At 73.2% G+C, this 25,459-nt stretch carries 22 protein-coding genes; 13 read left to right on the forward strand and 9 right to left on the reverse strand.

The features are described 5' to 3' along the window. Positions 1–14 precede the first annotated feature (14 nt). From C6W10_RS30855 to C6W10_RS30865, 3 genes are all read right to left on the reverse strand, one after another. Entirely contained in the window at positions 15–446 is a 432-nt protein-coding gene (locus tag C6W10_RS30855) for a hypothetical protein (RefSeq protein WP_107262609.1), read from the reverse strand. 198 nt (positions 447–644) lie between these two features. Beyond that, the gene (locus C6W10_RS30860; protein ID WP_107262610.1) at positions 645–1,850 is read right to left on the reverse strand and encodes a cation:proton antiporter; all 1,206 of its coding nucleotides are present in this window, start codon (positions 1,848–1,850) and stop codon (positions 645–647) included. A 5-nt stretch (positions 1,851–1,855) separates the two neighbouring features. Beyond that, entirely contained in the window at positions 1,856–2,356 is a 501-nt protein-coding gene (locus tag C6W10_RS30865) for a cation:proton antiporter regulatory subunit (RefSeq protein WP_107262611.1), read from the reverse strand. Positions 2,357–2,615: 259 nt separating this feature from the next. Between C6W10_RS30865 and clpB the strand changes: the two genes are divergently transcribed. From clpB to C6W10_RS30900, 7 genes are all read left to right on the forward strand, one after another. Then, the gene (clpB, locus tag C6W10_RS30870) at positions 2,616–5,207 is read left to right on the forward strand and encodes an ATP-dependent chaperone ClpB (protein ID WP_107262612.1); all 2,592 of its coding nucleotides are present in this window, start codon (positions 2,616–2,618) and stop codon (positions 5,205–5,207) included. Positions 5,208–5,330: 123 nt separating this feature from the next. Then, on the forward strand, positions 5,331–5,708 hold the full coding sequence (locus tag C6W10_RS30875) for a hypothetical protein (protein ID WP_107262613.1): 378 nt from the start codon (positions 5,331–5,333) through the stop codon (positions 5,706–5,708). A 174-nt stretch (positions 5,709–5,882) separates the two neighbouring features. Beyond that, positions 5,883–6,635, forward strand: a complete 753-nt coding sequence (locus C6W10_RS30880) for a hypothetical protein (RefSeq protein ID WP_107262614.1) — start codon at positions 5,883–5,885, stop codon at positions 6,633–6,635. Between the two features lie 327 nt (positions 6,636–6,962). After that, positions 6,963–7,739, forward strand: coding sequence for an SDR family oxidoreductase (locus C6W10_RS30885; RefSeq protein WP_234361977.1), 777 nt, complete (start codon positions 6,963–6,965; stop codon positions 7,737–7,739). Positions 7,740–7,922: 183 nt separating this feature from the next. Beyond that, positions 7,923–8,462: an orotate phosphoribosyltransferase gene (gene pyrE / locus C6W10_RS30890; RefSeq protein ID WP_107262616.1), complete on the forward strand. Its 540-nt coding sequence runs from the start codon at positions 7,923–7,925 to the stop codon at positions 8,460–8,462. 57 nt (positions 8,463–8,519) lie between these two features. Next, positions 8,520–8,897 (forward strand): helix-turn-helix transcriptional regulator, encoded by a 378-nt coding sequence (locus C6W10_RS30895; RefSeq protein ID WP_007073957.1) that lies wholly within the window; start codon positions 8,520–8,522, stop codon positions 8,895–8,897. Between the two features lie 94 nt (positions 8,898–8,991). Further along, entirely contained in the window at positions 8,992–9,912 is a 921-nt protein-coding gene (locus tag C6W10_RS30900; RefSeq protein ID WP_107262617.1) for a class II aldolase/adducin family protein, read from the forward strand. A 67-nt stretch (positions 9,913–9,979) separates the two neighbouring features. On the opposite strand, the gene C6W10_RS30905 is transcribed toward C6W10_RS30900, so the two are convergent. The 3 genes from C6W10_RS30905 to C6W10_RS30915 all read right to left on the reverse strand — a co-directional run bounded on the left by C6W10_RS30905 (position 9,980) and on the right by C6W10_RS30915 (position 14,979). Continuing rightward, positions 9,980–10,696, reverse strand: coding sequence for a DedA family protein (locus C6W10_RS30905; protein ID WP_107262618.1), 717 nt, complete (start codon positions 10,694–10,696; stop codon positions 9,980–9,982). A 195-nt stretch (positions 10,697–10,891) separates the two neighbouring features. Next, the gene (locus C6W10_RS30910) at positions 10,892–13,471 is read right to left on the reverse strand and encodes a polynucleotide kinase-phosphatase (RefSeq protein ID WP_107262619.1); all 2,580 of its coding nucleotides are present in this window, start codon (positions 13,469–13,471) and stop codon (positions 10,892–10,894) included. Continuing rightward, entirely contained in the window at positions 13,468–14,979 is a 1,512-nt protein-coding gene (locus tag C6W10_RS30915; protein WP_107262620.1) for a 3' terminal RNA ribose 2'-O-methyltransferase Hen1, read from the reverse strand. The genes C6W10_RS30910 and C6W10_RS30915 overlap by 4 nt, the downstream gene beginning before the upstream one ends. A gap of 102 nt (positions 14,980–15,081) precedes the next feature. Here C6W10_RS30915 and C6W10_RS30920 point away from each other — a divergent pair, with 102 nt between their 5' ends. From C6W10_RS30920 to C6W10_RS30930, 3 genes are all read left to right on the forward strand, one after another. Then, positions 15,082–15,567: a SigE family RNA polymerase sigma factor gene (locus tag C6W10_RS30920; protein WP_107262621.1), complete on the forward strand. Its 486-nt coding sequence runs from the start codon at positions 15,082–15,084 to the stop codon at positions 15,565–15,567. Then, positions 15,564–16,709: an LCP family protein gene (locus C6W10_RS30925; protein WP_107262622.1), complete on the forward strand. Its 1,146-nt coding sequence runs from the start codon at positions 15,564–15,566 to the stop codon at positions 16,707–16,709. Before C6W10_RS30920 ends, C6W10_RS30925 begins: the two co-directional genes overlap by 4 nt. A 174-nt stretch (positions 16,710–16,883) precedes the next feature. After that, the gene (locus tag C6W10_RS30930; RefSeq protein ID WP_107264419.1) at positions 16,884–18,479 is read left to right on the forward strand and encodes a glycosyltransferase family 4 protein; all 1,596 of its coding nucleotides are present in this window, start codon (positions 16,884–16,886) and stop codon (positions 18,477–18,479) included. Here C6W10_RS30930 and C6W10_RS30935 read toward each other — a convergent pair. Next, the gene (locus C6W10_RS30935) at positions 18,470–18,685 is read right to left on the reverse strand and encodes a hypothetical protein (RefSeq protein WP_107262623.1); all 216 of its coding nucleotides are present in this window, start codon (positions 18,683–18,685) and stop codon (positions 18,470–18,472) included. The two genes, C6W10_RS30930 and C6W10_RS30935, sit on opposite strands and share 10 nt — an antisense overlap. Before the next feature lie 137 nt (positions 18,686–18,822). Between C6W10_RS30935 and C6W10_RS30940 the strand changes: the two genes are divergently transcribed. Both C6W10_RS30940 and fbaA read left to right on the forward strand, forming a co-directional pair. Next, positions 18,823–19,203, forward strand: coding sequence for a phage holin family protein (locus C6W10_RS30940; RefSeq protein ID WP_107262624.1), 381 nt, complete (start codon positions 18,823–18,825; stop codon positions 19,201–19,203). Between the two features lie 229 nt (positions 19,204–19,432). Then, a complete protein-coding gene (gene fbaA, locus C6W10_RS30945; protein ID WP_107262625.1) occupies positions 19,433–20,461 on the forward strand; it encodes a class II fructose-bisphosphate aldolase in 1,029 nt (342 codons plus the stop codon). 91 nt (positions 20,462–20,552) lie between these two features. Here the strand turns inward: fbaA and C6W10_RS30950 are convergent, their stop codons facing one another. Then, a complete protein-coding gene (locus tag C6W10_RS30950; protein WP_159104827.1) occupies positions 20,553–21,839 on the reverse strand; it encodes an LOG family protein in 1,287 nt (428 codons plus the stop codon). 351 nt (positions 21,840–22,190) lie between these two features. Between C6W10_RS30950 and C6W10_RS30955 the strand changes: the two genes are divergently transcribed. Then, positions 22,191–22,619 (forward strand): DUF3151 domain-containing protein, encoded by a 429-nt coding sequence (locus tag C6W10_RS30955; protein WP_107262627.1) that lies wholly within the window; start codon positions 22,191–22,193, stop codon positions 22,617–22,619. A 105-nt stretch (positions 22,620–22,724) separates the two neighbouring features. On the opposite strand, the gene C6W10_RS38935 is transcribed toward C6W10_RS30955, so the two are convergent. Then, positions 22,725–24,743 (reverse strand): chromosome partitioning protein, encoded by a 2,019-nt coding sequence (locus C6W10_RS38935; RefSeq protein WP_369938724.1) that lies wholly within the window; start codon positions 24,741–24,743, stop codon positions 22,725–22,727. Between the last annotated feature and the right edge of the window lie 716 nt (positions 24,744–25,459).

Below are 25,459 nucleotides of genomic sequence, written 5' to 3' on the forward strand. Positions count from 1 at the left end.
CCGCTCGCCCGGGCTCAGCTCAACCGGCGCCCCTGCCGCACCAGGCCGCCCTCGCACCAGTCGCGGTAGTCGAACAGCTCCGGCCTCGCCTGGAGCATCCGGGTGTTGTGCGCCCAGATGACCATCGGCTCGTCACCGACCCGCTCGGCCTGCTCGACCAGCTTCCGCAACCGCCGCTTCGGATGCGCCTGGAACTTGGTCCGGATGCCGTCCGCGGCGTAGATGTAGAGGCAGTGCAGCGCGAAGCGGCGGGCCGGACAGGACGGGTCCATCGCCAGATCGAAGAGGGTGCCGATCAGCCGGTCTCCCGAGACCAGCAGGTCCCAGTCCTTCGGCATCGTGTGCAACGGCACCGAGTCCGGCTCGTAGGCCCAGGCCCGAAGCTCGGCGGGGGACGGGTCCACCGGGTTGGCAAAGCCCCGGAACGCTGAGTCCTGCACGCTCAACGGGCCGCCTTTCCGCTCGCGCGGCTGCCGGCACGCCGGCACCGCGGGTACCTGTGGCTACTGCGGCGACACGGTAACGCGCTGTTGCCAACCTGCGAAAGGGTCGCCACGTGCTATTTCATCAACCCGTTACGCGTTGGTGGAACCGGCCGAACGGTGATCCCGGTATGTGGGGCGCGACACCCGCCGCGCCCCGACTCACTCCGTCGCCGGAGCCGGTGCCGGGCCACCGGGGGCGGCCCGGCGGCGCAGCCACCGCTTGAACCAGGCGAAGTCGGGCAGCCGGGCCAACATCGGGCCGGTCACCACGGTGATCAGCACGTACGCGGTGGCCAGCGGGCCGAGTTGCGGATTGACCACGCTGGTGGCGACGGCCAGCCCGGCGATGACGATGGAGAACTCGCCGCGCGGCGCCAGGGCCAGCCCGGCCCGCCACCGGCCCGGCAGCCCGATGCCGACCCGTTTCGCCGCCACGTAACCGGTCAGCACCTTGGTGGCCATGGTGACCACGGCCAGGGCCAGGGCCGGCAGCAGCACCGGTGGGATCGCCCGGGGATCGGTGTTCAGCCCGAAGAAGACGAAGAAGACGGCGGCGAAGAGGTCCCGCAGCGGCGAGAGCAGCTCGGTCGCGTTGTGTGCCACCGGCCCGGAAAGGGCGATGCCGACCAGGAACGCGCCGACCGCCGCCGACACCTGGAGCCCGGCCGCGATGCCGGCGACCAGCAGGGTCAGCCCGAGTACGCCGAGCAGCAGCGCCTCCGGGTCCCGGGCGGAGAGCATCCGGGAGATGAAGTGGCCGTACCGGATCGCCACCACCAGCACGACGACCACGGTGAAGACCGCGACGGCCAGTGCGATACCGCCGCCGAGCAGGCTCTGGCCGCTGAGGATCGCGGTGACCAGCGGCAGGTAGAGCGCCATCGCGAGGTCCTCGATGACCAGCACCGACAGGATGACCGGGGTTTCCCGGTTACCGACCCGGCCGAGGTCGGCCAGTACCTTGGCGATGACGCCGGACGAGGAGACCCAGGTGACCCCGGCCAGCACGATCGCGCCGATCCAGCCCCAGCCGAGCAGCAGCCCGAAGGCCGCACCGGGCAGCGCGTTGAGCAGGCCGTCGATCAGTCCGGCCGGGGCGGCGGCGCGCAGGTTGCCGACGAGTTCGTCGGCGGAGTACTCCAGGCCCAGCATGACCAGCAGCAGGATCACGCCGATCTCGGCGCCGACCTCGAAGAACTCCTCGCTGGCCGAGAGTGGCACCAGCCCGCCGTGCCCGAAGGCGAGCCCGGCGAGCAGGTAGAGCGGGATCGGCGAGAGCCCGATCCGCCGGCTGAGCCGGCTGAGCAGTCCGAGGGCGAGTAGCAGGGCGCCCGTTTCGATGAGCAGGACTGTGGTGTGGTGCATACGCCTCAGCCGTCCGGGTCGGTCTCGGCGAGGATCGCGGTGACACCGTCCAGTCCCTGGCGGGTGCCAACCACGACCACCACATCGCCGGCCTCGAACCGGAAGGTCGGATCGGGTGAGGCGATCACCTCGCGCTCCCGCAGGACCGCGACGATGGATGCGCCGGTACGGGTGCGGGTCTGCGTGTCGCCCAGCCGCCGGCCGACGTACCGCGAGCCGGCCGGGATGGCGATCTGCTCGGTGAGCAGCCCGGCGGCCTGCTGGCGCAGCCCGGAGAGCTGGCCGAGCATCAGGGAGGCGCCGAGAATGTCGGCCAGCGCCTCCGCCTCGTCGTCGGTGAGCGGGACGTCGGCGGTGCAGGAGTCCGGATCGTCCGGGTCGTAGAGCACCAGATCGCGTCGGCCGTTGCGGTGTGTGACCACACCGAGCCGGCGTCCGGAGGCGGTGACCACGTCGTGACGTACGCCGATCCCGGGCAACGCCGTCTGCTCAACACGTACTCGCACGTAACCAACCGTACCGGTTGTCGATCGAGGGCCGGTAGCGGCGTCGGGGGTGCTCGGACCGTGCGCTGGTGGCGGCGGTGACGTCGACCGACCGGCGAGTGAGTGTGACTGATGTCACGGCGATAGAGTTGAGTGGAATAGACTCAACTCTGGTTGTGTCGTTCGTACTGGAGGTGGTGTCGCCGGGCGGCGGCGTCACCGCCCGCCACGCTGCCGATGCCGGCCCGTACCACGGCCGGCGGACCGTATTGGGAGCCCCATGAACGCCGAACGCCTCACCACGAAGAGCCGCGAAGTCATCACCGGCGCCGTCGCGACGGCGAACCAGCGCGGCCACGCCACCGTCGAACCGTGGCACCTGCTGCTGTCCCTGCTGGACACCGGCGGGTCCACCGCGGCCGGACTGCTGCGCGCGGTCGGGGCGAATCCGGCCGACATCCGGCGGGCCGCCGCCCGGGCCGTGGAGAACCAGCCGGCCGCCCGGGGGTCGAGCGTCGCCGAGCCGAGCCTGGCCCGGGAGTTCGTCAACGCGATCGGCGCGGCCGAACAGATCGCCCGGCCGCTCGGCGACGAGTACACCTCAACCGAGCACCTGCTGGCCGGGCTGGCCCGGGTCGGCGGCGCGGTCGCCAGCACCCTCAAGCAGGCCGGCGCGACCGAGGAGAACCTGGTCGCAGCCTTCCCGGCGGTACGCGGCGGCGACCGCCGGGTCACCACCGCGGACCCCGAGCAGACCTACCAGGCGCTGGAGAAGTACGGCGTCGACCTCACCGCCAGCGCCCGGGACGGCAAGATTGACCCGGTGATCGGCCGGGACGCCGAGATCCGCCGGGTGATCCAGGTGCTCTCCCGGCGTACCAAGAACAATCCGGTGCTGATCGGCGAGCCCGGCGTCGGCAAGACCGCGATCGTCGAGGGGCTGGCCCAGCGGATCGTCGCCGGTGACGTCCCCGAGTCGCTCCGGGACAAGAAGCTGGTCTCGCTCGACCTCGGCGCGATGGTCGCCGGTGCGCAGTACCGGGGGCAGTTCGAGGAGCGGCTCAAGTCGGTGCTGGAGGAGATCAAGAACTCCGACGGCCAGGTCATCACCTTCCTCGACGAGCTGCACACCGTGGTCGGCGCCGGCAAGGGCGAGGGCTCGATGGACGCCGGCAACATGCTCAAGCCGATGCTGGCCCGGGGCGAGCTGCGGATGGTCGGCGCCACCACCCTCGACGAATACCGCGAACACATCGAGAAGGACCCGGCGCTGGAGCGGCGCTTCCAGCCGGTGCTGGTCGGCGAGCCGACCATCGAGGACACCATCGGCATCCTGCGCGGGCTCAAGGAGCGCTACGAGGTGCACCACGGGGTACGCATCACCGACGCCGCCCTGGTCGCCGCCGCCAGCCTCTCCGACCGGTACATCACCGACCGGTTCCTGCCGGACAAGGCGATCGACCTGGTCGACGAGTCCGCCTCCCGGCTCCGGATGGAGATCGACTCCCGGCCGACCGAGGTCGACGAGATCGAGCGCGCGGTACGCCGGCTGGAGATCGAGGAGATGGCGCTGGCCAAGGAGCCCGACCCGGCCTCGGCCGAGCGGCTCGAACGGCTCCGCAAGGAGCTGGCCGACAAGCGCGAGCAGCTCACCGCGCTCAGCGAGCGGTGGCGGCTGGAGAAGGAGCACATCACCCGGATCTCCACCGCCAAGGAGGAGCTGGAACGGCTCGGCGGCGAGGCGGAGCGGGCCGAGCGGGACGGCGAGCTGGAACGCGCCGCCGAGCTGCGCTACGGCCGGATCCCCGAGCTGAAGGCCGCGCTGACCCGGGCCGAGGGCGAACTCGCCGGGTTGCAGGCCGACGGGGCGATGCTCAAGGAGGAGGTCGGCGCCGACGACATCGCCGCGGTGGTCGCCGCCTGGACCGGTATCCCGGCCGGCCGGCTGATGGAGGGCGAGACCGCGAAGCTGCTCCGGATGGAGTCGTCGCTCGGCGCCCGGGTGGTCGGTCAGGCCGAGGCGGTGGCCGCGGTCTCCGACGCGGTACGCCGGGCCCGGGCCGGGGTCGCCGACCCGGACCGCCCCACCGGCAGCTTCCTCTTCCTCGGCCCGACCGGCGTCGGCAAGACCGAGCTGGGCAAGGCGCTCGCCGAGTTCCTCTTCGACGACGAGCGGGCGATGGTGCGGATCGACATGAGCGAGTACGCCGAGAAGCACTCGGTGGCCCGGCTCGTCGGCGCCCCGCCCGGCTACGTCGGGTACGAGGAGGGCGGGCAGCTCACCGAGGCGGTGCGCCGCCGCCCGTACTCGGTGATCCTGCTCGACGAGGTGGAGAAGGCGCACCCGGACGTCTTCGACGTACTGCTCCAGGTGCTCGACGACGGCCGGCTCACCGACGGCCAGGGGCGTACGGTCGACTTCCGCAACGCGATCCTGATCCTCACCTCCAACCTCGGCACGGCGGTCGTCTCCGACCTGACGCTGAGCGAGGAGGAGCGCCGGGAGGCGGTGCTGGCGGTGGTCCGGTCGCACTTCAAGCCGGAGTTCCTGAACCGGCTCGACGACATCGTGGTCTTCGCCTCGCTGACCGGGCAGGAACTGCGCGGGATCGTCGACATCCAGCTCGACCGGCTGCGGCGGCGGCTCGCCGACCGGCGGCTCGGCCTGGAGGTCACCGACGCGGCCCGGAGCTGGCTCGCCGAGCACGGGTACGACCCGATCTACGGCGCCCGGCCGCTGCGCCGGCTGGTGCAGTCGGCGATCGGCGACCGGCTCGCCAGGGCGCTGCTGGCCGGCGAGGTGCGCGACGGCGACACCGTCCGGGTCGACCTGGCCGACAACAAGGAGTCGCTGAGCGTCGTCCGGGTCTGAGCGGACGCACCGGGGCCGGTCCGATCGCACGATCGGGCCGGCCCGTCGTCGGTCGCCGACTCCCCGGCCGTCCGGCGCCCCGCCGGCGAGCGCTCCGGGCCGGATCGGGTGACCATTGGTGGCATGACCGATTTTCCGGGACGGGACGACGAACTGGCGACGGCAGTACGCGAGCTGGCCGGCGCCGACGTCGTCGCGTTCGGCGGGGTGGGCCTCGCCGGCCAGGTGCTGCCGCCGACCGAGGCGTACCGGACCGTCGAGGCGGCCCTGCCCGAGCACGCCGAGGAGCTGCGTCCCCGGCTGGCGTGGTTGCTGGCGAACGGCTCGGCGGCCGGCAGGGCGTACGCGGCGACGCTGCTCGACCGGCTGGACCCGGCGGCGGCCCGGGACGCCTGGCGGGGGCTGCTCGGCGATCCGGCCGAACTGACCACCTTCAGCGGCTGCCTGATGGACCAGACCACCCTCGGCGAGTACGCCGCCGGCCGGCTCGGCCGGGACTGACGCCACTCCGGGCCACTCCGGGCCGTACTGCCGGCGGCGGTTCACCCCCGGGCGGCGGGACCGGTACCGATACGGTGGTCCGGAATCTGGGAATTCTGATCTGGGAACGTTCGATCCGCACAAGCCGATCCCGGGGCCTCCGAGCCGGGGGACCCGAGCCAGGAAAGGAGAGCCGTGTCGGAACCAGCCAATTCCGCGCCGACCGCGAGGCCGCGCCCGAGCACCGTCACCAATGCCAGCTATCTGCTCTATCTGGCGGCCGCCCTGATCGCCGTGTCGACGGCGGTCAGCCTCGCCACCCTCGGCACCGTCTCGACCATCTTCCGTGAGGAGTACGCGGGCACCTCCGTCGAGGGTGCCGAGGGCTTCGCCGTCGGCATCACCGTGTTCAGCGCCGTACTGCAACTGCTGATCGCCATCGGCCTGGTGGTGCTGGCCCTGCTGAACAACCAGGGCCGCAACGGTGCCCGGATCGCCACCTGGGTGGTCGCCGGGATCGGAGTCTGCTGCACCGGGTTCGGTGCCGCCGGCCAGGCGCTCTCCGGGGTGGGCACCGGTGGAGGCTCCACAGCGGACGGCCCGGACAACGCCGAGATCCAGCGGCGGCTTGAGGCGGAGCTGCCCTCCTGGAGCGAGCCGCTGACGCTGATCTGCTCGATCGTCGCGCTGCTGGCGCTGATCGCCGCGATCATCCTGCTCGCGCTGCCCGCGTCGAACGAGTTCTTCCGCAAGCAGCCGGCCGGTTGGGAGCCGCCGGTGCCGGGTGCGACGTACCCGGGCCAGCCGCCCTACCCGGGCCAGGCGTCGACCACCGGCACCGACCCCGGGTACCCGCAGTACCCGCCGGCCGGGCCGCCCTCCGACCCGCCCGGCAACCCGCCGTCGAACCCGCCGTCGAACCCGCCCGGCAATCCGCCGGCCAGCTGAACCACCGCACCACGGATCCCCCGGTCGGCACCGGCCGCCGGGGGATCCGGCACGTCCGGCGGTCGGGCCGCGCGGTGGCGCTGCCGGGGTGGTCGAATCGGACCGGCGCCGGGTGCGGCGCTCGCCCGCCGGGCCCGCCGCCGGAGCCGCTCCCCGCCGGAGGAGGTCCTTTTCCGATCGCCGGGCGCTCCGCTACCTTGTGGGAGCGGTACCCCCCCGTGGTCGTCGAGGTGAGGGAAGTCAGTGGCAGCAGCCGTTCCACCGTCGGGCACCGGACCCGACGCCGGCGGGCCCTCCGGGCCGGGCCGGAGCGGAGCCCGGCGTGCCCTGATCACCGGCGCCACCGCCGGGATCGGCGCCGCGTTCGCCCGGCGGCTCGCCGCCGACGGCTACGACCTGCTGCTGGTGGCCCGGGACGCGCAGCGGCTCGCGGACTCCGCCGCCGAACTGACCGCCCGGCACGGCACCACGGTCGAGGTCCTCCCGGCCGACCTCGCCACCGACCAGGGGTGCGGGTCGGTCGAGGAACGGCTCTCCGACGCGTCGGCACCGGTCGACATGCTCGTCAACAGTGCCGGGATCAGTCTCAACCGGTCGTTCCTGCGCTCGACCGTCGCCGACGAGTCGCGACTGCTCCGGCTGAACGTGCACGCCGTGCTCCGGCTGACCCTCGCCGCCCTGCCCAGGATGGTCGAGCGGCGGTACGGCGCAGTGATAAATGTCTCTTCCGTCTCAGGCTTCGGGCCGGTGATGCCCGGCTCGACGTACCCGGCGAGCAAGGCGTGGGTGACCAACTTCAGCGAGTCGGTGGCCCAGTCGGTACGGCCGATGGGCGTACGGGTGATGGCGCTCTGCCCCGGCTACACGCGTACGGAGTTCCACGACCGGGCCGGCATCAACATGTCGAAGACTCCGGACTGGATGTGGCTGCGCGCCGACGACGTGGTGCGGGACGCCCTTCGTGACCTGGATCGGAACCGCATGGTCAGCGTCCCGGACTGGCGCTACAAGGTGGCGGTCTTCGGCCTGCGGCACGCACCGGGCCGGCTCTGGCGGGCGGTGGCCAAGGACGCCCGGGGGCGGACCGGTCGCGCAGAGTTGTGATCCGGCTGCACGACACGGATCCGGCGCTTCCCAGGGCTGCGCTGAGACGCCCGCCCGTGGGCAAGATTCAGTGCGGAGAGTAGCCGATTTTCGGTCCCATCGGCCACCGTCAGACCGACTCGAACGGCCCCGTCACCGGGTCGGCCATTCGGCTCTCACCTTGGCGCAGTACCCTTACCGGCCATGGGCGACCACGACGACCTGCGTAAATTCATCACTGACCTCGCCGTCGTGCATGGTCGGGTGGTGCTGTCCTCTGGTCGTGAGGCGGACTGGTACGTCGATCTGCGGCGCGTGACCCTGCATCACGCGGCGGCACCGTTGGTCGGCCGGGTCATGCTCGACCTCACGAGGGACTGGGACTACGACGCGGTTGGCGGCCTGACGTTGGGTGCGGACCCGATCGCCGTTTCGATGCTGCACGCCGCCTCGGCGACGTCGCGTCGACTCGACGCTTTCGTGGTGCGCAAGGCCGGCAAGACGCACGGGTTGCAGCGCCGGATCGAGGGTCCGGAGCTGAGTGGCCGCCGGGTGTTGGCGGTGGAGGACACCTCCACCACGGGAAGCAGTGTGCTGACCGCGGTGGAGGCGTTACGGGAGGCCGGAGCCGAGGTCGTGGGCGTGGCGGTTATTGTTGATCGTGGGGCGGGCGACGCCGTACGAGCCGCCGGATTGCCATACCGGGCAGCCTATACGTTGGCTGACCTCGGCCTAGTGGCCTAAAAGTTTGCCGATTCGGATCTGCTGATATGCAGGCGGGTCGATGCTGCTGGTGGAAGGATGGAATACGTGGGAACTGCGTTGGCCGAAATGACTATGCCTCAGATCTCGCCGCTTGCCGGCGAGCCGATCGAGCGCGCCGACGCTGAGCGGCTGGCGGGGGTCCTCAAGGCCCTTGCCGACCCCGCTCGGCTTCGGCTGCTCAGCCTGATCCAGTCGGCACCGGAGGGCGAAGCGTGCGTGTGTGACCTCACCGCGCCGCTCGGCCTCTCTCAGCCGACGGTCAGCCACCACCTCCGTATCCTCACCGAAGCCGGCTTGCTGGAGCGGGAGAAGCGGGGCGTGTGGGCTTACTACCGGCTGGTGCCGACGGCGATCGCCACGATCGCCGACCTGCTGACCCCGCCGCGTAAGCGGGCCACCAAGAAGGCCCGCTGAATCAGCGTACGGCCCGTCTGGTGGCCGCCCTTCACAGGACGGCGCCAGACGGTCCAACCGCTGCTGACGCGGTGGGACGGGGTGGGCTTCCGGCGTGAACTATCTCCGGGGAGACCTGCGGGATCAGCTCGCGTACGTCGGACAGGACGTCGTCCGGACCGGTCTTGTGGTCGGTTCCGGCGGCAACCTGTCCGCCCGGTTGCCCGACGGCGATTCCTGCTGGGTGACCGCTGGCGGCACCTGGCTGGACCGGCTTGACCGTTCGTCCTTCGTCCGGGTGCGCATCTCGGATGGTTCCGTCCGCACGGACCCTCCGGGCTACCCGGACGATCCGCGCCGCCCCGGGGGCCAGGCCGCCGACGGTGGCCCGGCACAGCCGGCCGGAGAGTCTCTCCGGGACGGCGCCGCCGTCCCGGACGGTACGGCGCTGCCTGCGCCACGGGTGCCGGACGCACCGGCCGCCGGTGGTGCCGCCGCGTCCGTCGGGGTGCCCGGTGCCGCTGGTGACGCGCCGTGGCGACACTCCGCGCTTCCGCACGCCCGGGAGGCGGGCTCGCCGACGGGGCCGCAGCGCCGGCAGATCATGCCGACCAGCGAGGTCGAACTGCACCTCGCCACCTATCGGGCCCGGCCGGACGTGAACGCGATCGTGCACCTGCACCCGCAGACCGTGCTGCTGCTCGACGCGCTCGGTGAACAGGTCCGGCTGGTCACCACCGACCACGGCTTCTATCTGCGCCGGGTCGCCCGGGTGCCGTTCCGGCTGCCCGGCACCACCGAGCTGGCCGAGTTGGCCGCCGACGCGACCCGGGACGGCACCAACTGTCTGGTGTTGAGCCGGCACGGCTGCTCGGTACTGGCCGACAGTGTGGAGCTGGCGCACAAGCGTGCCGCGAATCTTGAGGAAGCGGCCCGGCTGACGTACCGGGCCCTCGCCGTCGGGCGGCTGGCCGAACTGCCGGAGCTGCCCGCCGAGTTCCTTTCCCGGATCGACGGCGGCACGACCAGCGTGTGACCGGCCGCGCCGCTGTCGCGCGGTCACCGGCGAGGGGCCGCTGCCGGCCCGCCGGATGGCGCTGCGCTCAGTAGCCGGTGCGGCGGTGTCGCTGCGCCTCCTGGGCGGCGTGCTCCAGCTCGGCCCGCTCGGCCGGGGTGGTGCCCCGGCGGGCGGCCATCCGGGCCCGGAGCAGCTCGATGATGATCGGGATCACCGAGACGAAGACGATGGCGATCAGGATCAGCTCGATGTTCGCCTTGACGAACGGGATCTGGCCGAGGAAGTAGCCGAGCACGGTGACCCCGGTGCCCCAGAGGATGCCGCCGATCACGTTGTAGATGACGAAGGTGCGGTAGCGCATCCCGCTGACCCCGGCGACGATCGGGGTGAAGGTACGGACGATCGGTACGAACCGGGCCAGCACCACCGATCGGGCGCCGTACTTCTCGAAGAACTCGTGCGCCTTGAGCAGGTTCTCCTGCTTGAACAGCCGGGAGTTGGGGCGCCGGAACAGCGCGGGACCGACCTTCTTGCCGAACGCGTACCCGACCTGGTCACCGGCGATCGCCGCGATCGTGATCAGCAGGCAGACCAGCCAGAGCGGGTAGGTGATGTATTCCCCGTCGGCGGTCAGCAGGCCGGCCGTGAAGAGCAACGAGTCACCGGGCAGGAAGAAGCCGATCAACAGCCCGGACTCGGCGAAGACGATGGCCAGGATGCCGAGCAGCCCGAAAGTCGAGATCAACCACTCCGGATCCAGCCAATCCGGACCCAGGGCCAGCGTGGTGGTGGGCGTCGGCACGAGGAGACCTCCGGAACTCTCGGCATGGCCGGTGAAGGGTCCGCCAGCATGGTGGCGGGTACCACAGCAGTCTAGGCGGACCTTCCCGACAGTCGCCGCGCGATGCCGCCGCCGGGGCGTACCGGGAACGGATCGGGCCGCCCCGCGCCGGTCGGCGGCGGGTCGAACCCGTCGCCGACCAGGGCGGACGTCGCCCTAGAGCCGGGGATCGACCGGTTCCGACTCGCACGCGAGGATCGCGAAGACCAACTCGTGCCGCCGCCACAGCGGGGCGCCCTCGGCCAGCCGGTCCAGCGCGGCCAGGCCGAGCCCGTGCTCGCGCAGCGCCAGCCCGCGCTTACGGCCCAGCGACCGGTGCCGGAGCGCGGCCAACTGGTCCGGTTCGGCGTACTCCGGGCCGTAGATGATCCGCAGGTAGTCCCGGCCCCGACACTTCAGGCCCGGCTGGAGCAGCCGGCCGTCGGCGTCCCGGGCGCCGAGCCCGGCGTACGGCTTCACCACCATCCCCTCGCCGCCGGCCCCGGTCAGCTCCAGCCACCACTCCGTCGTCGCCGACACCGCCGCCTCGTCGGCGAGGTCCACCACCCGACGCCGGGTCGGGGTGAACAGCTCCGGGTCGGCGCCGTGCAGCCGGTCGGCCAGGGCCAGGTGCCAGCCGTGGTCCCGGCCGGCGTGCGAGGCGCCCTCGCTGGCGAGCACCGCGAACGGCGCCAGGGTCACCCCGGCGAGGCCGTCGGTCGGCCGGACGTAGCTCCGGTACGCCTCGGTGTAGCGGTCCAGGTCGGTCGCCCGGCGGGCCATCCGGGCCCGCAGGTCGGCGACCGGCAGCTCCCGCCCGGCCGCCCGGTCCAGCGCGTCGAGTACGGCCGGCAGCGCGGCCCGGCCCGCCGCACCGACCGGGGCGTACTGCTCCCGGATCAGCGCGCCGGCCTTGGCCGACCAGGGCAGCAGTTCGCAGTCGAGCAGCAGCCAGGCGGTGTCGAGTTCGGCCCAGAGCCCGGCGCTGCCGACGGCGGCACGTACTCGGGAAAGCAGTGCCCGGTCGAGCGCACCGCCGAAGAACGGCCGGCCGGTCCGGGTGTAGACCACCCCGTCGCCCGGACCGAACCGGCCGGCACCCGTCGGGTCGGTCTCGTCCCGGCAGACCAGCACCACCGCCCGGGAGCCCATGTGCTTCTCCTCGCAGACCACCCGGTCGACCCCGGCCCGCCGGTAGTCCTCGAACGCCTGCGCGGGATGCTCCAGGAAACCGTCGACGGTCGAGGTGGAGCAGGGTGCCATGGTCGGCGGCAGCCAGGGCAGCCAGCGCGGGTCGACGGCGAACCGGCTCATCACCTCCAGCGCGGCGGCGGCGTTCTCGGCCGGTACGGTCACCGTGCCGTAGCCGTAGTCGAGGTGCCGCCGCCCGGTGACGTCCCGCAGGTCCAGCCCGAGATCGTCCCGCTCACCGGTGGCCGGCCGGCCGGCTGACCCGGACGGCGACGCGGCCGGTGCGGCGGTCAGCGGCCGGGCCGGCGGGTAGTACTCCTTCGCCGCGGGAACCGAGACGAGTTCCCGGCTCGGGTAGCGCAGCGCGGTCAGCGTGCCGCCGAAGACACAGCCGGTGTCGATGCAGATGGTGTTGTTGACCCACTCGGGGGTCGGGGTGGGGGTGTGACCGTAGACGACCATGGCCGAGCCCCGGTAGTCCCGGGCCCACGGGTAGCGCACCGGCAGGCCGTACTCGTCGGTTTCCCCGGTCGTCTCGCCGAAGAGCGCGAACGCCCGGACCCGGCCGGACGCCCGACCCTGGTATTCGGCCTTGAGCCCGGCGTGCGCGACCACCAGCCGGCCGCCGTCCAGCACGTAGTGACTGACCAGGCCGTCGACGAACGCGGAGATCTCGGCGACGAAGCCCGGTTCCTCGGCGTCGAGCTGGGCCAGCGTCTCGGCCAGGCCGTGCGACACCGTGACGTTGCGGCCGCGCAGCTTGCGCAGCAGCTTCTGCTCGTGGTTGCCGGGCACGCAGAGCGCGGTGCCGGCGCCGACCATCCCCATCACCAGCCGGAGTACGCCGGGCGAGTCCGGCCCCCGGTCGACCAGGTCACCGACGAAGATCGCGGTACGCCCCTCCGGGTTCGTGGCGTTCACCGGCCGACCCTGCTCGTCGCGGTGCAGCGTCCAGCCGAGCCGGAGCAGCAGCGCCTCCAACTCGGCCCGGCAGCCGTGCACGTCGCCGACGATGTCGAACGGCCCGGTCAGCTCCTTGCGGTCGTTGAAGAGCTTCTCGTAGCGGATCTCGGCGGCCTCGATCTCCTCGACGCCGCGCAGCACGTGCACCTTGCGGAAGCCCTCCCGCTCCAGCCGCCCGACGCTGCGCCGCAGGTCCCGCTGCATCCGGCCGAGGACCTGCCGGCCGAAGGTCCGGTCCGGCCGGGCCTGGGTCCGCTCCCAGCAGAGCGGCTCGGGCACGTCCAGCACGATCGCCACCGGGAGTACGTCGTGTTCCCGGGCGACGGTGACCAGCCCGGCCCGGGCGTGCTGCTGGAGGTTGGTGGCGTCCACCACGGTCAGCCGGCCGGCGCGCAGCCGCTTCCCCGCGACGTGGTGCAGCACCTCGAAGGCGTCGGCCGAGGCGGACTGGTCGTTCTCGTCGTCGGCCACCATCGCCCGGAAGGTGTCCGAGGAGAGCACCTGGGTCGGGGCGAAGTGCCGGCGGGCGAAGGTCGACTTGCCCGAGCCGGAGACGCCGACCAGGGCCACCAGGGCCAGTTCGGGAATGTCCAGGCTGCTCATCGGGCGCCTCCTCCGTTCTCGGTTCCGTTCCCGGTGCCGCCGGGTGCGGTGCGGGTGAATACCGCGAGCTGGGTCGGGGCGCCGACCTCGGGGTCGTCGGCGCCGACCCCGCTGATCGTGACCGCGTAGCCGTAACCGGCGCCGACCGAGCCGGCCCAGTCGGCGAACTCGGCCCGGCTCCACTCGAACCGGTGGTCGGCGTGCCGGAAACCCCCGGCCGCCAGCCCCGGATACCGCACGTTGTATTCGACGTTCGGGGTGGTCACGACCACCGTCCCCGGCCGGGCGTGCCCGAAGACGGCCGCCTCCAGCGCCGGCAGGCGCGGCGGGTCGAGATGCTCGACCACCTCCATCAGCACGGCGGCGTCGTACCCGCGCAGCCGGTCGTCCCGGTAGGTCAGCGCGGACTGCCACAGCTTGATCCGCTCGCGCTGCCGGGGCGGCAGCCGGTCCAGCCGCAGCCGGCGCTCCGCGACCGCCAGGGTCCGGGACGAGACGTCGGTGCCGACGATCTCGGTGTACCGGCGATTCTTGACCAGCTCGGTCAGCAGCGCGCCGCCGCCGCAGCCCAGGTCGAGGACCCGGGTGGCGCCGCAGGAGTCGAGCGCGTCGAGTACGGCGGCCCGGCGCAGCGCCGCGAGCGGCTGCCGGTCCACCGCCGCCGGCAGCCCGGCCTCCTCGTCCGCACCGCAGTCCAAACTCTCCACGATGGAGTCCGGGTCGGCCGGCTCGTCGACCAGCCGCTGCTCCGCGAGGCGGGCCAGGGCGACGCCGGCCAGCGCCCGCCGGTGGGCCAGGTAGCGACGGGTGATCAGACCCCGTTCCGGGTGTTCGGCCAGCCAGCCGGCACCGGCCCGGAGCAGCTTGTCGATCTCGTCCGGCGCGACCCAGTAGTGCTTGGCGTCGTCCAGCACCGGCAGCAGCACGTAGAGGTGGTTGAGGGCGTCTGCCAGCCGGACCGTGCCGGTCAGGGTGAGGTCGACGTACCGGCTGTCGCCCCAGTCGGGGCGGTCCGGGTCCAGCGGGATCGGCTCGGCGGTGACCGTCCAGCCCAGCGGGGCGAAGAGCTTCCCGGCCAGCTCGGCCCCGCCCCGGCAGCGCAGCGCCGGCACCCGCAGCTCCAGCGGGATCGGGGTGGCCGCCAGCTCGGGCCGGTCCTTCGAGTTGCCGCGCAGCGCCGAGCGGAACACGCTGGAGAGTGCGGACGAGAGCAGGCTGGAGGCGGCGTACCCGCGGTCGTTGACGTACTGGCCGAGGGTGAAGCCGTCCGGCGTCGGGTTCCCGCCCCGGCCGGACCGGCCCCGGCGTCCCCGGCCAGCGCCGGAGAGCGCCAGCGGGTCGACGTCGAGCAGCAGGGCGGCGGTGCAGCGTTCGGTGCCGGCCTCCGGATACACCACGTACGCCGTACCGGTGGGCATCCCGAACGTGTGCACCCGGTCGGGATGCTTCACGAGCAGGTAGCCCAGGTCGGTGGCCGGCTGGTGGGTGGTGGTCACGGTGATCAACACGTCGACAATGCTGACAGCTCACCGCCGACCCGTCGCCTCGATTAACCGCAATCTTCCTGTCCCACACTTCCGTCTATAGGGAGGAGAGGCCCGGAGGTGCCAGTGACGTACGAGGAGTTCGCCGACTCCAGGCTCACCGCGCTGCTGCGCTACGCGGTGATGCTGACCGGCGATCCCCATCTCGCCCAGGATCTCGTGCAGGAGACGATGGTGCGGGTCCAGCTCAACTGGCGCCGGGTGACCCGGGCCGACGCGCCCGAACGGTACGTACGCCGGATGCTGACCAACCAGTACCTCGACTGGCAGCGCGGCTCCTGGGTACGCCGGGTACTGCTGCGCGCGGAGCCCGACGAGGCGGTGGCGGTACGCGTCGACCACGCGGAGTCCACCGTGGAGCGGGACCAGGTGTGGAGCTGGCTGGCCCGGCTGCCGCGCCGGCAGCGGGCCGCGCTGGTGCTCCGCTACTACGAGGACCTGCCGGACGCCGAGATCGCCGAGGTGCTCGGCTGCGCCGTCGGCACCGTCCGGTCCGCCATCTCGCGCGCCCTCGCCACCCTTCGTGCCGAATTCGTGGAGGCCTGTCAATGAGCGACGACATCCGGGTGTTCGACGACTCGGCCGGGTCGGACGGGTCGGGTGCCGGCCCGGACCCACGGCCGGTCGAGCAGGAGTTGCGGGCGGCGTTCGCCCGGTACGAGTCGCTGACCCCGGACGCCGGGCCGGTGCGGGCGGCGATCGACCGCCGGGCCTCCCGCCGACGTCGCCGGCGGCGGGCCGCCCGGGTCGCCGGGGCCGCCCTCGCCATGCTCGGCGTGCTCGCGGTGCCGACGTTCGGCCGTACCGTCGGGGTGCCGCCGGTCTCCGAGGTCGCCGCGCCCCCGCTCACGGCCCGGTCGACCGACCCGGCCGAGCCGCTGAACTTCCTCGTCCTCGGCGTCGACGGCGGGGACGGCCGGAGCAACGGCCACCGCGCGGACACCGTGCTGCTGGTGCACGTACCGGCGGACCGGAGCCGGCTCTATCTCGTCTCGGTCCCCCGGGACCTCGGCGTCGAGGTGCCCGGGCACGGCTTCGGGAAGCTGAGCGGCGCCTTCTACCTCGGCAGCCACCGGCCGGGGAGCCGGCCGGACCTGGCCGCCGGCGCCGCGCTGACCGAAGGGACCGTCACCGCGCTGACCGGGATCCGGTTCGACGCGACCGCGACGCTGACCTACGCCGGGCTGCGGCAGCTCACCGACGCCGTCGGCGGGGTCCGAATCTGCCTGCCGCAGCAGGTGCGGTCCCACCACACCACCCGGGTCTTCCCGGCCGGCTGCCAGCGGCTCGACGGCGCCGCCGCGCAGGACCTGCTCCGCCAGCGGTACGGCCTGGCGCAGGGGGCGCACGACCGGGACCGCAACGGGCAGCGGTTCGCCGAGGCGCTGCTGCACGAGGTCACCGATCCGGCCAACGGGCTCAATCCGGTCCGGATCGCCGAGATCGTCCGGGTGCTCGGCCGGCACCTGACCCTCGACCTGGCCGGGACGACCCCGCAGGAGCTGTTCGGCGCGCTGCGTACGGTCGCCGCGGCGGACGCGGTCGGGATCGGCTGGACGTACCACCCGGACCGGGGGCCGGTCGGCGAGGTCGAGAGCCTGGACCCGGCCCAGAGCCGCAGCCTCTTCGACGCGTTCGCCCGGGACACCCTGGCCGAGTGGGTCGGCAGGCACCCGGATCGGGTCACCCGCTGACCGGCCCGACCGGTTCCGTCGCGCGCTGTTCACCTCCGCGTCATCTCGTTCCCGCCCTGGTCACCGGGGTCGGCCCGTACACTCGCCGGGTCCGTGGGGCGGTGCGTGGGACGGAGCCGAACGATGACGCCGGACGATGCCGGGGCGGACCGCCAGGTGCGGGGCCGGATCGTCATGCTGGTCGACAACGGCGTCAACGGGGACTCCCGGGTGCAGAAGCAGGCCCGCTCGGCGGCGGACGCCGGCTGGGAGGTGATCCTGCTCGGCCGGTCGCCGACCGGGGCACCGCAGGGCTGGCAGCTCGGCGGGGCCGAGGTCCGGCTGCTGCCGATGCCCGAGCCGCTGTTCCGCAAGCGGCACCAGTACCGGCGTGCCTGGCTGCGCTGGCCGCTCGGCTATCCGCCGAACGGGATCGCCGAATACCGGGCCCGGCAGGTCGACGCCTGGCGGGCGGACCTGCGGTTCCGGGGGGCGCAGCTCGCACTCGCCGCCCGGGCCGGTCGGCGGGACCGGGCGGCGGAACTCTGGCTCCGGCTCCGGCTGCTGCTGGTCGCCCTGGCCGGCCGCTGGGTCTGGGTCCGGACGAAGATGCACAACCGCGGCCTCCACGCCCGCCGCTACCGCAACCCGTGGGACCGGGCGTACACGCTCTGCTGGCAGTTGACGATGGGCGACGGTGCCTGGCGGCGGCTCGAACCGGGACTCTGGGACTACGAGCTGGCGTACGGGCCGGTCGTCGACGAGCTGGCGCCGGACCTGATCCACGCCAACGACTTCCGGATGCTCGGGGTGGGCGCCCGGGCCAAGATCAGGGCACAGGCCGCCGGCCGGCCGGTCAGGCTGGTCTGGGACGCCCACGAGTTCCTGCCGGGCATCCGGCCGTGGCAGCCGAACATCCGCTGGCTGCCCGCGATGCGGGCGCACGAGCGCGAGTACGCCCGGTACGCCGACGCCGTGGTCACCGTCTCCGACGCGCTCGCCGACCTGCTCCGCGCCGAGCACCGGCTCGCCGAGCAGCCGGCGGTGGTGCTGAACGCGCCCGCCGCCGAGCACGCCCCGACCGGGGCGGACGGAGCCGTTCCGGACCTGCGGCAGCGCTGCGGGATCGGACCCGACGTGCCGCTGGTGGTCTACAGCGGCAGCGCCGCCGAGCAGCGCGGCCTGCGGACCATGGTCGACGCGCTGCCGGAGCTGCCCGGGGTGCACACCGCGCTGGTGGTCAACCCCGACCTCCAGTACGTGCGCAAGCTCGTCGCGCACGCCCACCGGCTCGGTGTCGCCGACCGGGTGCACGTGCTGCCGTACGTCGCGCACTGGCAGGTGGTGCCGTTCCTCTCCGGCGCGGACGTCGGGGCGATCCCGATCCACCACTGGCCCAACCACGAGATCGCGCTGATCACCAAGTTCTTCGAGTACGCGCACGCCCGGCTGCCGCTGGTGGTCAGCGACGTACGGACGATGGCCGGTACCGTCCGGTCGACCGGGCAGGGCGAGGTGTTCCGGGCCCGGGACATCGCCGACTACGCCCGCGCGGTCCGGGCGGTGCTGGCGGACCCGGGGCGCTACCGGGCTGCGTACGACCGGCCGGGGCTGCTGGCGGGCTGGACCTGGGCGGCCCAGGCCGAGATCCTCACCGGGATCTACCGCCGGCTGCTCGCCGAGGCACAGGAGCCGGTCTCCGGGGCGCGGGAGCCGGCCGAGCCCTCCGGCCCGTCGCCGACGGTGCCCGGGAGCGCGGCGGAGTTACCGGTGCCGGCGGCTCAGCGGTAGTCGTCGTCGTCGGAGCCGACGACCTGGGCCTGCTCCACGGCGTCCCACTCGTTGACCTCCAGCCCGCGCTGGACGGCCGGCTGGTCCTCGACGTTCGGGTCCGCGACGGTCGCCTGCTCCAGCGCGTCCTCGGCCGGCGCCTCCGGATCGCGCTCGTCCGGGGTGAGGTGGTCGCCGGGAGCGAAGTCCTCGTCGGGCTGGCCCATGTCCTACTCCTGCCGGTCGGTGCCGCTGTTTTTCACCGTACGGGTTGATCGGGCGACCCGTACCCGGAGCACCGTGCCCGGTCCCGAAGCGGGCTAAACCGCCCGTCCGTCCCCGGGTCGCGTGCCACGATGATGCGGTGGGCTTCCTGATCCGGCTGGTGATCAGCGCGTTGGCGCTCTGGATCACCAGCCTGGTGGTGCCCGGTATCGAGCTGACCGGGCGGACCACCGCGGACGACGCGCTGACCGTACTCGTCGTCGCGTTCATCTTCGGGGTGGTCAACGCGGTACTCAAGCCGATCATCCGGGTCGTCGGCTGCGTCTTCTACGTGCTCACGCTGGGGTTGTTCGCGCTGGTCGTCAACGCGCTGCTCTTCCTGCTCACGGACTGGATCGCGCAGGTGTTCGACCTGCCGTTCCAGATCGACGGCTTCTGGCCGGCCTTCTACGGGGCGATCGTGATGGCGGTGGTGAGCTGGTTGCTCGGCGTGGTCTGGCCGGGCCGGCCCGAACGCTGAGCCGGGGCCGGGTGGGTTGAATTGGCGCGAGCGGACTACGGGATACTTCGGGGCGGAGGACAGCGCGGTCCGGGCGCACCCAGCGAGTCTTTTCCCACCTGAGCCGCGCGGCGCCCGCGCATCGACCCTCACCCGGGGACCAAACCACGGGCCGCGAGGGGAGGTGGGAAAGAGGTTCATCCAGACAGCGGCCGAGCAGGCCGAGAGTGGTTAGTAAGGAGCGTTTCACATGCCCATCGCTTCCCCCGAGGTCTACGCCGAGATGCTGGACCGCGCCAAGGCGGGCCGGTACGCGTACCCGGCGATCAACGTGACGTCCTCGCAGACCCTGAACGCGGCGCTGCGCGGCTTCGCCGACGCGGAGAGCGACGGCATCATCCAGGTCTCCACCGGCGGCGCGGAGTACCTCTCCGGCCCGACCGTCAAGAACATGGTGACCGGGGCGGTGGCGTTCGCCGCGTACGCCCGGGAGGTGGCGAAGAACTACCCGGTCAACATCGCGCTGCACACCGACCACTGCCCGAAGGACAAGCTCGACAAGTTCGTCCGGCCGCTGATGGCGATCTCCAAGGAGCGGGTGGCCCGGGGCGAGGAGCCGCTCTTCCAGTCGCACATGTGGGACGGCTCCGCCGTGCCGGTCGCGGAGAACCTGGAGATCGCGTCGCAGCTGCTCGACGAGGCGGCGGCCGGGCACATCGTGCTGGAGATCGAGGTCGGCGTGGTCGGCGGCGAGGAGGACGGCGTCGAGAACGCGATCAACGAGAAGCTCTACACCACCGTCGAGGACGGCATCGCCATGGTCGACGCGCTCGGCCTCGGCGAGAAGGGCCGCTACATGGCGGCGCTGACCTTCGGCAACGTGCACGGCGTCTACAAGCCCGGCAACGTCAAGCTCCGCCCGGAAATCCTCAACGAGATCCAGCAGGCGGTCGGCGCCAAGTACAACAAGGGCGACAAGCCGCTCAGCCTGGTCTTCCACGGCGGCTCCGGCTCGCTGCTGGAGGAGATCCGCGAGGCGCTCGACTACGGCGTGGTGAAGATGAACATCGACACCGACACGCAGTACACCTTCACCCGGCCGGTGGCGGACCACATGTTCCGCAACTACGACGGCGTACTGAAGGTCGACGGCGAGGTCGGCAACAAGAAGCAGTACGACCCGCGGGTCTGGGGCAAGGCGGCCGAGGCGGGCATGGCGCAGCGGGTCGTCGAGGCGTGCGAGCACCTGCGCTCGACCGGTACGACGCTGGCCAAGTAGTTTCCGGCACTCCATCCCGGCGACGGGTGGGCCACGGTCGGCGATCCGTGAACCGGCCAGCCCACCCGCCCCGGGCTGCGGCCCTGCGCCGCTATCCGGCGGCGGTGAGCAGCCGGACGGCCTCGTGCACGTCGTCGGTGACGTAGACCGAGCGGGCCAGGTCACCGGCGGGGGCCAGCGCCAGCAGCGGTCGCAGCAGCGCCTCGATCGGCAGGGTCTGGGTCCAGAACGCGCTGTCCAGGAAGACGTACGGCCCGCTGTCGCCGTCGGTGCCGTAGAACGTCTTGGTGGCCGCCTGGAACACCTCCTGCACGGTGCCGGCCCGACCGGCGGCGAAGACGATCCCGCCCCGGGCCAGCCGGAGGATGGTGTCCTCCCGGATCGCGTTGGAGAAATACTTGGCGATCCGGCCGGCGAAGAGGTTCGCCGGTTCGTGCCCGTACAGCCAGGTGGGGATGGCGAGCCCGCCGCGTCGGGCCCAGCCGTCCGGGTCGACGTCCCGCTTCCCGTTGCCGCTCCCGCTGCCGTTCCCGTCGCCGCTTCCGCTGCCGTTCCCGGTTCCGTTGCCGTTGCTGGTGCGGGGCTGCGGTATCGCCGGCCCGAACCGGGCCCGTACCCGCAGCGCGACCGCGGTGTAGGGATCGTGGTCGGTGAAGTCCGGCGCGGTGGCCAGCAGGTCGATCGCCGAGCCGAGGTCGGCCGCCGACCGCTCGGAGAGGTAGGCGCCGAGGTTGGCCGCCTCCATCACCCCGGGACCGCCGCCGGTCACCACCAGCCGGCCGGCCCGGGCCAGCTCCCAGCCGAGCGTCGCGGCCAGCCGGTACGCCGAGGTGCCGCGCGGTACCGCGTGCCCGCCCATCACCCCGACCACCGAACCCGGACCGTGCCGGGCCAGCCAGGAGCGGGTGGCGTCGGTCAGCGCGTTGTCGACGGCGTGGTCGTGCAGCCGCTGGGCCAGCGCCTCCCGCAGTTCCGGCAGCGCGCCGCCGTGCGCCCGGAAGTGCTCGTAGACCACGGTGTCGTACATTCCGGCGAAGCCGCCGGTGTCGAAGCCGGCGGCCAGCTCGTCGGCGGTGTAGAGCCGGGACGGATGCGTCGGGTACGGCAGTTCCGTGAACGCCGGTACCACGGTCGCGCCGCGCCGGACCAGCTCCGCCTCCACCTCCCGGGACGCGAACCGGCACCCGGCGAAGAGGGTGCCGGTCAGGTCGACCCCGGTCAGGTCCGGCACCGGATCGAGATCCAGCCGGAGCCCCTGCACGGTCAGGCCGGCGAGGCTGCCGCCCCGGAGATGGAGATCCAGTTCCTCGCGTGACTCGATCTCGTCGGCGGTGTCGTCGTGCGGTTCGAGCACGTCGGCGGGGGGTGGGGTGGGCACCCTGCCATCTTGCCCCGGCCGGGCAAGCCGGCCCGCCTCGGACCCGTCGCGGCCGGTGTCGCAGGGCACGGAGACCCAGCCGGGGTCGACCGGTGAGCCGGGGCGCGGCGTGCACGACGGGGCGGCCCGGGACCGGCGAGAGCCCGACGGCCCCAGACCGGCGAGAGCCCGACGACACAGGTCGCCGGGCTCTCTGTTACCGGGTCCTGGGGAGGCTCCGGATCTCTATTTGTAGTCCAGTCCCGCCCGTACCGCACCGGCCGCACGCGTGACAGATCACTCAGCCTTTCAGCCAGCCAACGTGACATACCCCGCTCGCCGACGCAGCTGGCGGCCGGGTTGAATGGTCCGATGCAGAACCTCTTGCCCGAACCGCCGGCCACCCTCCTGCCCGGAGACGACGAGGCCGAGGCGGCGCTCGCCGCCGCGCGGGCGGCGGACACCGACGAGGCGTACGCCTCGGCCGCCGCGCAGCACCCGACGTTCAGCGCCGCGTGGGCGGCCCTGGCCGCGCGGGCCCTCGACTCCGGCCAGGTCGTCGCCGCCTACGCGTACGCCCGCACCGGTTACCACCGGGGCCTGGACCAGCTCCGCCGCAGCGGCTGGAAGGGGCACGGGCCGGTGCCGTGGAGCCACGCGCCGAACCGGGGCTTCCTGCGCTGCCTGCACGTGCTCTCCCGGGCGGCCGGCGAGATCGGCGAGTCCGACGAGGCGGCCCGCTGCGCGCAGTTCCTCCGCGACTGCGACCCGGCGGCCGGTGACGCCCTCTCCGGCAGCTGACCGGCAGCGGTCCGGCGTCGGCGGCCGGGCGGCCACCTGACCGCTCCCGGCCGTCGGCGAGCCGCCGTGACCAGAGTCGTCGTCGACCGGTCGTCGTGACCGGGGTCAGAGCCCTTCGGCCACCGAGGCGGCGATCTTGAGCCAGGCGTCCCGGGTCGCGGACGAGAGTCCGGCGTACCGGATCGGCTCGCCGGTGTCGATCAACCGCTCGTACGGTGCCAGCAGCACCGCCCTGGTGCGGGCGGCGAAGTGCCGCTCGATCGCCGGCAGGTCGATCTCCTTGCGGGACGGCGGCATGGAGACCACCGTCACCGCCTGCCGGACGAGCCGCTGCCGGCCGCTCTGCTCCAGGTGGTCGAGCATCCGGGCGGCCGTCTCGGCGGAGTCGTTACGGGCCGACATGGTCACCACGAGCTGGTCGGTGGCGTCGATCGCCGCCTGCCAGTTCTGCGCCCGGACGTTGTTGCCGGTGTCCACGAAGATCAGCTTGTAGAACCGGCTGACCACCTCGCGGATCTCCGCGAAGGCGGCGGCGGTGAGCATCTCGCCGCCGGTCGCCGACTCGTCGGAGGCGAGGACGTCGAACATGCCCTCGCTCTGCGACCGGACGTACTGCGACAGGTCGCCGACCCGGCCGTGCGCGCCCTTGAACTGGTAGAGGTCGCGCAGCATGTCCCGCACGGTCCGGGAGTGGAAGTCCTGCTGGGCCCGCATGCCCAGGGTGCCCTGGGTCTCGTTGTTGTCCCAGGCCAGCACGTACCCGCCGCGCTTCTGCCCGAAGGTCATCGCCAGCAGCAGGATCGCCACGGTCTTCCCGGCGCCGCCCTTGGGGTTGACGACGGTCACCTGCCGCAGCCCGCCGAAGTTCCGGCGGATCATCTCGATGTCCTGCTTGATCTCCTGCTCGTGCCGCCCCGGTGCGAGCTTCACCAGCCCCAGGGTGGTCTTGTTGACGGCGGCGCGCAGCCCGGTCTGCGCCACGGGGTCGGCGGGGCGTACGGCCCGGCGCCGGGCGAAGTCCTCGGCGGTGGGGGTACCGGAGTCCGGTGTCCAGAGCGGGTCGGGGTAGGCGTTGACGGGTTGCGGTGGCATCCCCTGCACCCCGGCCGACTCGGCGTACGGCTGCTGCGGCACCTCGGTCACCCCGGGGTGCGGCGGTACCGGCGGCACCGGCGGTGGTGCCCAGCCGGACTGCGGGCCGGGTACCGGTGGTGGTGGCGGATAGCTCGGGTAGCCGGGTTGGCTCGGATAACCCGGCGGACCGTGCTGGTCCGGTGGCTGCGGCGGGTAGGCCGGGTGCGCCGGCACCGGAGGCGGTAGCGGCGGCTGCGGCGGTACCGGCTGCTGGGGCGACGGCGGCGGCGGGTAGGCCGACACCGGACGCACCGCCGCCGAGTACGGGCCGGGCGCCATCGTGGGCGGGTACGGGCCGACCGGCGGCGCGGCGCCGCTGACCGGACCGGGGCCGGGACCGGAGACGGGCTGCGGCGGTACCGGCTGTGCTGCCGGTACCGGCGGTGGTGGCACCGGTGCTGCCAGCGGTGTCGGGACGCCGTGCTGCGGGCCGACCGGTCGCTGCGGCGGCTGTGCCCACGGTGACTCGGCCGGCGGCCGGGCCGGCCCGCCGTCCGGCTGGCTCCGGCTGGTGGCCGGCAGCGTCGCCCGGCCACGGGCCGGTTCGGCGGCACGGACGCCTTCTGCCTGCTCGGCCGCTTCGCCGGCCCGGGCACCTTCCCGCTGCTCGGTCGGCTCGGCCTCCGGCTGGCCCCCGCCCGCCTCGACCGCTCCCGACGGCGCCGCCGGGCCGCTCTGCGGCGCGCCGGACTCGGCGCCCCCGGCACCCTGCCCGCCGCCGCTCGCCGCGCCGCCGACCGGAATCGCCCCGCCGGTGGAGGTCGGCCCGCTGGTCGGGGTCGGGCCGCTGGTCGGGATCGGTCCGCTGGTCGGGGCGGAGCCGTTCGTCGGAGTAGCGCCGCTGGCCGGGTGGGTCCCGCCGGTCGGGTTCGTCCCGCTGACCGGCTCGGTGCCGCCGGCCGGGACGACCGGGGCCGCTCCGCTCACCGGGGCCGCTCCGCTCACCGGGGCCGCTCCGCTCACCGGGGCCGCTCCGCTCACCGGGTTCACCGTCGCCTTGCCGGCGGCCGGAGCGACGGACGCCTTCCCGGCGGACGGGCTCACCGGGTTGACCGCTGCCTTGCCGGCGGCGGGGTTCACGCTCGCCTTGCCGGCGGTGGGGCTGACGCTGGCCTTGCCGGCGGCTCGCGGCTCGGCCGTACCGGTGCCGCCGGTGCGCTCCTCGCCGGTCGTCGCCGGCCGGTCCGGGGACTCCGGCCGGGCCCGGCCGACCGCGTCCGGGCCACCGGCCTGCTCCGGCCGGCCGGCCGCGTCCGGGCGACGGATGTCACCGGTACCGACCGAGGCCCGCCCCTGGTTGCTCGGGGCGACCGTCGGCCAGACCCGGGTCGGCGAGTGCACCGGCGTCTCGGCCGCGCCGCCGTGCGGCGCCGGACCCGGTGGCGGCGCCGGCACCGGCGGAACCGGCGGGTGCATCGGTACGGCGGTCACCGGCGGGACCGGCGGCGGAACGGCCGTCATCGGCGGAACGGGCGGTGGAACGGGTGGCGCGGGCGGGATCGGCACGGGGCCGAACGAGGGCGGGACCGGCGGCACCGGGACCGCGGGCGGCGGAGCGGGTGGTGGGGTGGACTGGTAGGGCTGGTGCGCGACGGGCTGCGGAACCCCGGCCATCGGGCCCGGCGGGGTCGCGTCCGGTGGCGGCGGTGGAGTCGGCGCCCAACTGATCGGATTGGACTCGTCGCGCGGCTCGGCGACGATCTCGT

This window comes from Plantactinospora sp. BB1 (assembly GCF_003030385.1).
Classification (GTDB): domain Bacteria; phylum Actinomycetota; class Actinomycetes; order Mycobacteriales; family Micromonosporaceae; genus Plantactinospora.